The organism is Anaerovibrio sp. (assembly GCF_051866355.1).
GTDB lineage: Bacteria > Bacillota > Negativicutes > Selenomonadales > Selenomonadaceae > Anaerovibrio.
The window spans coordinates 1-6,903 of record NZ_JBJDWZ010000111.1; the positions used below are offsets into that span (position 1 = coordinate 1).

The 6,903-nt window shown below is 51.1% G+C and carries 8 protein-coding genes; 7 read left to right on the forward strand and 1 reads right to left on the reverse strand.

Annotated elements, in window-relative coordinates; translation table 11 throughout:
* Positions 1–340: 340 nt before the first annotated feature.
* The 4 genes from ACI3UA_RS05960 (at position 341) to fba (ending at position 2,603) form a co-directional block, all read left to right on the forward strand.
* Positions 341–760 carry an RpiB/LacA/LacB family sugar-phosphate isomerase gene (locus ACI3UA_RS05960; RefSeq protein ID WP_439723908.1) on the forward strand — a complete coding sequence of 140 codons (420 nt, stop codon included), beginning with the start codon at positions 341–343 and terminating at the stop codon, positions 758–760.
* 36 nt (positions 761–796) lie between these two features.
* Entirely contained in the window at positions 797–1,312 is a 516-nt protein-coding gene (lacB, locus tag ACI3UA_RS05965) for a galactose-6-phosphate isomerase subunit LacB (RefSeq protein WP_439723909.1), read from the forward strand.
* Between the two features lie 106 nt (positions 1,313–1,418).
* Positions 1,419–1,724 carry a PTS lactose/cellobiose transporter subunit IIA gene (locus ACI3UA_RS05970; RefSeq protein WP_439723910.1) on the forward strand — a complete coding sequence of 102 codons (306 nt, stop codon included), beginning with the start codon at positions 1,419–1,421 and terminating at the stop codon, positions 1,722–1,724.
* A gap of 30 nt (positions 1,725–1,754) precedes the next feature.
* Positions 1,755–2,603, forward strand: coding sequence for a class II fructose-1,6-bisphosphate aldolase (gene fba, locus ACI3UA_RS05975; protein WP_439723911.1), 849 nt, complete (start codon positions 1,755–1,757; stop codon positions 2,601–2,603).
* A gap of 221 nt (positions 2,604–2,824) precedes the next feature.
* Here fba and ACI3UA_RS05980 read toward each other — a convergent pair whose 3' ends face one another.
* Positions 2,825–3,634, reverse strand: coding sequence for a MurR/RpiR family transcriptional regulator (locus tag ACI3UA_RS05980; RefSeq protein ID WP_439723912.1), 810 nt, complete (start codon positions 3,632–3,634; stop codon positions 2,825–2,827).
* Positions 3,635–3,832: 198 nt separating this feature from the next.
* Here ACI3UA_RS05980 and ACI3UA_RS05985 point away from each other — a divergent pair, with 198 nt between their 5' ends.
* The 3 genes from ACI3UA_RS05985 to ACI3UA_RS05995 all read left to right on the forward strand — a co-directional run.
* Positions 3,833–4,108: an HU family DNA-binding protein gene (locus ACI3UA_RS05985; protein ID WP_439723913.1), complete on the forward strand. Its 276-nt coding sequence runs from the start codon at positions 3,833–3,835 to the stop codon at positions 4,106–4,108.
* A 234-nt stretch (positions 4,109–4,342) separates the two neighbouring features.
* Complete coding sequence (locus ACI3UA_RS05990; protein ID WP_439723914.1) at positions 4,343–5,614, forward strand: diguanylate cyclase domain-containing protein; 1,272 nt, start codon at positions 4,343–4,345, stop codon at positions 5,612–5,614.
* Between the two features lie 27 nt (positions 5,615–5,641).
* Positions 5,642–6,903, forward strand: a 1,262-nt coding sequence (locus ACI3UA_RS05995; protein WP_439723915.1) for a methyl-accepting chemotaxis protein, incomplete at its 3' end; no start/stop codon positions are given.

A 6,903-nucleotide genomic window follows, 5' to 3' on the forward strand; every position in this document is an offset into this window, starting at 1 on the left:
ACGTTTCGTATTTATGGCAGCCGCATGGCGAAAAAAGCGCTGGAGCTGTGGGGCTGACGCGTCAGATAGGAGCAGGTTTTGAGCCTGCTCTTTTTGTTTGCCGGAAAATAGCCCCTGAGCGCACTGCGAAGCAGGGAAAGCCGCCGGAAAATGGGGCTATGGCTATGGCGATGATAATATGAAAATGCTTTCAAAGGCTGAAAACATCCTGTGCTGATAGTGTCCTATAATGTAACCATAGCAAGGGAAACACCGCAGGGGACAGGCGGATGCAGGCGAGTAGCAGGCTGCTGTGCCTGAGCGGTGTCAGATGAATAAATGATGCAAAGGAGAATGGAACATGAAGGTTGCAATTGCCGCCAATGAGGTTGGTACCCGTTTGAAGGACGTTATCAAGGCACATCTGGATGGTGCCGGCTATGAGGTTGTGGATGTTTCTGACAAGGATATTTTCACCGCTACCATGAACGTGGTGGAGCTGGTGAACAAGGGAGAGATTACCAGGGGTATCGTGGTTGATGATTATGGCGTGATTCCGTTTAATATCGCCGCCAAGAACCACGGCATTGTGTGCGCACCTGTATATGAGGACTATACCTCCAGCATGACGCGCCATCACAACAGCACCCAGATTATTACCATGGGCTGCAATGTTACTGCTGATGTGCTTTCCTGCCAGCTGGCTGAGAATTTTGTCAAGACCGAGTATGATGGCGGCCGTCACCAGATTCGCATCGATATGCTGAACCGTGAGCTTTAATAAGCAGGATAACTTGATACAGGAGGAAAACGAACTATGAAAATCGCTATTGGCTGTGACCATATTGTTACTGATATTAAGATTAAGGCGGCTGAGTTCCTGAAGAAGCAGGGGCATGAGGTTATTGATGTAGGTACTTATGATTTTATCCGCACCCATTATCCAATCTTTGGCCGCAAGGTGGCAAAGGCCGTAGTTACCGGTCAGGCTGACCTGGGTGTGTGCATCTGCGGTACCGGCATCGGCATCAACAACTCCGCTGTAAAGGTAAAGGGCATCCGCGGTGCCTGCGTAGCTGATGTGCAGACTGCCATTGCTGCCAAGGAGGATCTGAATGCCAATGTTATCGGCTGCGGCGGCCGCGTGCTGGGCGTAGGCACTATCGAGTACATTCTTGAGGCCTTCCTGAAGGCTGAGTACAAGCCTACTCCGGAGAAGGAGGCCCTGATTGCCAAAATCGATGCCATGGTACCTGAGAATGACTGCATCGAGAATGATGCCCTGTTTGATGAGTTTGAGCAGAAGTGGGCAGAGGGCTACTATCACGATTGATAATGTGGTATGATGTAATGGCTTATCTTTTGCGGGATATGGCATTGCATTACCTGAGAAGTTTTGAGAAGAATGTTTAGATGTTTTATTAAGGGGGATACTTAAAATGACTAAGGAAGATATGGAAATGGTGGCTATGGAAATCGTAGCCTATGCAGGTGAGGCACGTACCCAGTTTTTGAAGGCTATGGATTACATGGCTGATAAGAACTGGGATGAAGCAGAGAAGCTGATTAGCGAGGGCTATGAAACCGTTCTCAGCGCCCATGATTCCCAGACTGACATGATTGCCAGGGAGGCTGGTGGCGAGGATATGGAGCTGTGCTTCCTGATGGTGCATGCACAGGACCACCTGATGAACGCCATGCTGCTGGGTGATATGTGCAAGCGTTTCATGAAGATGATGAAATAATTCGGGCTGTCAGGCAGGAGGAATTTTAAGATGTTAGTTACCGCAAAAGAGATGCTGCTGGAGGCCAAGAAGGGCAAGTATGCCATCGGTGCCTTCAATGTTGAGAATATGGAAATGGTTATGGCTGTGCTGGCTGCTGCCGAGGCAAAGAATTCCCCGGTTATCATGCAGACTACCCCTGGCACCATCAAGTATGCCGGTGTGGACTATTACTACGCCAATGTGGCAGCTGCAGCTGCACGCAGCAAGGTGCCTGTAGTTATGCACCTTGACCACGGCGATAGCTTTGACCGCGCTATGGCCGCTTATCGCGCAGGCTATACCTCCATCATGATTGACGGCTCCAAGCTGTCCCTGGAGGATAATATTGCCCTGACCAAGAGCGTTGTAGATGCCTGCCATCCGGGCGGCGTGTCCGTTGAGGGCGAGCTGGGCAAGGTCGGCGGCAAGGAGGATGATCTTGACGGCGGCGATGACAATCCATACACCAATCCTGACGAGGCAAAGATTTTTGTTGAACAGACCGGTGTGGATTATCTGGCAATCGGCGTGGGCACGGCACATGGCGTATACAAGGGTATTCCTCATGTAAATACTGATTTGATTGCTACCATCCGCGATCTGGTGGACATTCCGCTGGTACTGCATGGTACCTCCGGTGTGCCTGACGATCAGGTTACTACTTCCGTAAAGAACGGTATCTGCAAGGTAAACTATGCTACTGACCTGCGTATCGCCTTTACCAAGGGCGTAAAGGAGTTCATGGCTGCCAATCCGGAGGCCTTTGACCCGAAGAAGTATTGCAAGCAGGGCATGGCTGAGGTGCAGAAGTACGTGGAGCAGAAGATTGAGGTCTGCGGCTCCGTGAACAAGGCATAAACTGTTTTTGTTCGTATAGGCACGAACAAAAACACGTTGGTATGTACCCTAAGAAAACCTTTGTTGTGCCTCGTTACTTCATTCATCAGAGCCGCAGGCGATAGATGAATGTTAGTAACGCGAGGCACAACGATGAGCGAGAGCGTGTTTTCGTGGGTACTGCCAACGTGTTTTTATTTTATGTGTTTTACGATTTATCAGGCAGGAACAGATTGCGCATATCACACATGGTAATTGCGGCTGCTTTTCGCCTTTTCCCGTGCCAGGCTTCTGGCTTCCTCCTGCTGGTGCTGAATCATCAGGTAGTCAATGAGGATGCGGCTGATAACGTAAAGAGGCAGGCGGGAGGTGACGTCCACCCGCGTAAAGGAGCGGTTCCTGTGGCTGTAGCCCTGCAGCCTGATGTGTGCTATCTTGTTCAGCGGCAGCTCCGGCGGTGCGCAGGTGATGGCAATGACCCGTGCGCCCATCATGGAGGCCCTCTCGGCAGCAGAGATGAGCTCCGGCGTACTGCCTGACATGGAGAAGATAAGCACCACGGATTTCTGGTCGGAATGGCCGCTCAGCTCCTGCATGATGTTGGAGTCGGTGTTGAGAATGACGCATTTTCCCAGCACCTGCAGCTTCAGGGTCATCTCCGATGCCACCTGGTTGGACAGCCCCTTGGAGAAAACAAAAATCTTCTCCGCCTTCTGGATTTCCTCCACGGCCTTGAGGATAGTATCAATGGAGAGCTGGTCTATGGTGCTGCTGATTTCCGTCAGGGATTTGTTAAAAATCTCGTTGATGTCGGTGGTGTCCTGCTTTGTTTCCGTGTGCTGGGTCAGCATGTACCGAAGCTCTGCAAAGCCGGAGATGCCGCATTTTTTGATGGTGCGTGACACGGTGGCAGGGGAGGAATAGGTGGCCTCTGCCAGATCGCTGATGGACATGTTGGAAATCTTCTGGGCGTTGGAGTTGATGAAGCTGATGACGTTTTTTTCCGTTTCGGTCATTTTCTCCAGAAAATCGTGTTCAATTTTAATGAGCATAGCCTGCACCTCGCAAATATTTTTTCATATAGCTATAATAGCATAAATTAGATAATTTTGCTAATTATCTAGGTAATCAGCACTATCTTTCTGAAAATTTCATGCGCAAGGAATGAAAGTTCTAAGAAATATTGGACAAACGCCGCAATATGTGGTATTATAGCTTGCGTATTAAAAACCGAAAGGGGATTTTGTGAAATGACAAAAGCAGAATTGATTGCAAATGTTGCAAAAAAGGCTGAGCTTACCCAGAAGGATACCGAGGCAGTTGTAAATGCCTTCTTTAGCACCGTGCAGGAGGCTCTGGTTGCTGGCGAGAATGTCCAGGTTATCGGTTTCGGTACTTTTGAGGTAAGAGATCGTGCTGCCCGTACCGGCCGCAATCCGCAGACCGGCGAGGAGATTCAGATTGCCGCTGCCAAGGTTCCGGCTTTCAAGCCAGGCAAGGCCTTGAAGGATGCGGTAAACAAGTAATTCCCGGCATTTTCCGGAATTGCACATCAAAAAGAGCTGTCGATTTGTTCGATGGCTTTTTTTTCGGTATTTTTGGGTGGAAAACGAAATATTTTGTAAAAAAAGAAGGATTTTTCAATTAAATAGCGAATATGACTATATAAACAATTTGTTTAACGATATGTTTGTATAGTATTCGGGATGGAATGTTGTAATTAGTTCCACATTTGTTTGCGGATAAGGGGTGTGAGCCGCGTGTATAAATGTGATTTTTCTATTTGTCTGCTGGGGCTGGAGGCGGAGGCAGCTGATGCCATCAAAGCCGTGGAGCCGCTGGAATGGTTTACGCACCGTTTTGTGGTGGCAGATAAGGCCGAGGATGTTGATGAGGCTGATATCAGCGGAGCAGATATAGTTATTTTCAAGGAGGCTGCCGGGCTGGGGGCTACAGAGGCCAGGCAGCTGGCTGGCGACAGGGCTGTATGTGTCGTCTGCCGGGATGATGCCTCCGGACTGTCCTGCCAGGAACTGGCGGCGGTGAACGTGGTGTGGCCGGGCAGGCTGGCACGGGATACGGCATCGCTGCTTTTCAGCCGCCTGATGAAGGATATAAAGCTGAAGAAGGATGCCTGGCTCTGGGAAATGGAGCTGCAGGCCGTCATTGATACCAGTATGGATCTGATTTGGTTCAAGGGGCGTCATGGTGAGCATTGGCGCGTCAATGACGCTTTCTGCAACATCGTGGAAAAGACCAAGGAGGATATCCGGGGCAAGCAGCATTACTACATCTGGGGTCTGACACCGGAGGAGTATGCGGCTGGTGAGTTTGTCTGCCTGGAGACAGAGCAGGATGTAAAGGAGGCGGGGAGGACCTGCCGCTACCGTGAGCATGTCAAGGGCCCTGAAGGCATGCGGGAAATGATTACGCTGAAGACACCGCTGTATGACGATGGCGAGTTCATTGGCACTGTGGGGGTTGCCAAGGATATCACCAAGGAGATGGCCTATCGCAAGAAGCTTTTGAATCAGGCTCAGACAGATGAGCTGACGGGACTTCTGAACCGTCGTTATTTCTTCTTGAAGATGGGCAAGCTGGTACAGCGGGAGGTTTTGTCCCTCTGCTACATGGATTTGGACTTTTTCAAGGAGCTGAATGACAGGTTCGGGCATCAGGCAGGAGACGATGCCCTGATAGGATTTTCAGACCTCCTGGCGGAGCATTTTGAGAAGGATGTAGTTGCCCGTTTGGGCGGTGACGAGTTTGTGGTTGGTGTGCGCGGTGAAATCGGCAAGGCAAGAATGCAGCACAGGCTGGACAGGTTCATGAGCGATGTGCATGCGTTTTTTTCGCAGACAGAGGAGTTCAGGGGACTTTCAGTGAGCATAGGTGTTGTTGTGGGCGAGGATAAGGGTACGCCTGTTGATGTGCTTCTGCATCAGGGCGATATAGCCATGTATGAAGCAAAGAAAAGCGGGAAGAACAAGTATTGCTTCTATAACAGCAACATGTATGATATGGATGCATGAGTGGAGTTATTTTAGGGGGTATGTGCGATGACAGATTTTAAAGAAATGGGGAATTTCAGGTCGATTAAGGTACTGCTGATTGGCGTTATTGCCGGTGTGGCTGTGGCCACGGCGTTATCCATCGGCGGGTTCTTTATCTTTTCGCAGATTCAGAACAATCACGCGCAGCTGACGCATTATCGTGAAAATTTGGAGGCCAATGTGGAGGCCAGCCTGAAGGGTGAAACCCAGGTGGCGTTCAGCATTCTTGAACAGCTGCACAAGAAGGAGCAGGCCGGTGAGCTTACCAGGGAGCAGGCTCAGAAGCAGGCTGCCGACATGGTGCGTGATTTGCGCTACGATGGTGGCAAGGGCTACTTCTGGATTGATACCAAGGAAGGCGTGAATGTGGTTCTGTTAGGGCGTCCTTCCGAGGGCAAGTCACGTATTGACCTGGTAGACCCGAATGGCACATACTTTATCAAGGAAATGCTGGCCAACGGTCTGAAGGAAGGCGGCGGCTTTACTGACCTGATGTTTGCCAAGCCGAATGAAACCACGCCTCTGCCAAAGAGAAACTATACCGTGTGCTTCCAGCCGTGGGGCTGGGTAATCGGCACCGGTGTCTGGATTGACCAGATTGATGCCCAGGTAGCTGAGGAGGAGGCACTGCTGGCAGATGAGCTGCAGAGCAGCATCCTGACGGCGGTGGTCGTTATCCTGTTCCTGCTGGTGATTTTTGTGGCCTTTGCCGTGTTTATCGGCAAGCGCATCGCCACACCGATTCAGCTGGTTACTAAGCATATTCAGTGGATGGGTGACGGCGATTTCCGTGCCCATCAGGAGGATGCGGCCGAGATGGCCGAGCTGGCAAGGCGGCCGGACGAGCTGGGTGTCATGACCCATGCCATGGATGATATGCAGGGCAAGCTGCTGAAGCTGATGCAGCAGATTGTGGAGACGGCCGAGTATCTGGCGGCGGCTTCCCAGGAGCTGACCTCCACTTCCGAGCAGGCGGCTACTGTCAGCAAGTCCATTGCTGAATCCGTCATGAATGTGGCTGGCTCCTGCAGTGAGCAGTTTACCGAGGTGGAGACTGCCTCCGGCAATGTCAGCAACCTGACCGCTCACATGGAGGAGTTCTCCGCAACGATTCGTGAGAGCAGCCACAAGATTCAGGAAACTGACGAGGTGGCCGAGCAGGGCCGCGCCAATGTGGGGACTGCCGTAAACAACATGGAAACCATTGACGCAACTGTTACCGATATTGCGCAGGTTATAGAGAGGCTGGGCGAGCAGAGCCAGCAGAT

Bases quoted from the DNA above. Each gene is read 5' to 3' on its own strand.
- ACI3UA_RS05960 (WP_439723908.1), top strand. From the start codon at position 341: ATGAAGGTTGCAATTGCCGCCAATGAGGTTGGTACCCGTTTGAAGGAC.
- lacB (WP_439723909.1), top strand. From the start codon at position 797: ATGAAAATCGCTATTGGCTGTGACCATATTGTTACTGATATTAAGATT.
- ACI3UA_RS05970 (WP_439723910.1), top strand. From the start codon at position 1,419: ATGACTAAGGAAGATATGGAAATGGTGGCTATGGAAATCGTAGCCTAT.
- fba (WP_439723911.1), top strand. From the start codon at position 1,755: ATGTTAGTTACCGCAAAAGAGATGCTGCTGGAGGCCAAGAAGGGCAAG.
- ACI3UA_RS05980 (WP_439723912.1), bottom strand. From the start codon at position 3,634: ATGCTCATTAAAATTGAACACGATTTTCTGGAGAAAATGACCGAAACG.
- ACI3UA_RS05985 (WP_439723913.1), top strand. From the start codon at position 3,833: ATGACAAAAGCAGAATTGATTGCAAATGTTGCAAAAAAGGCTGAGCTT.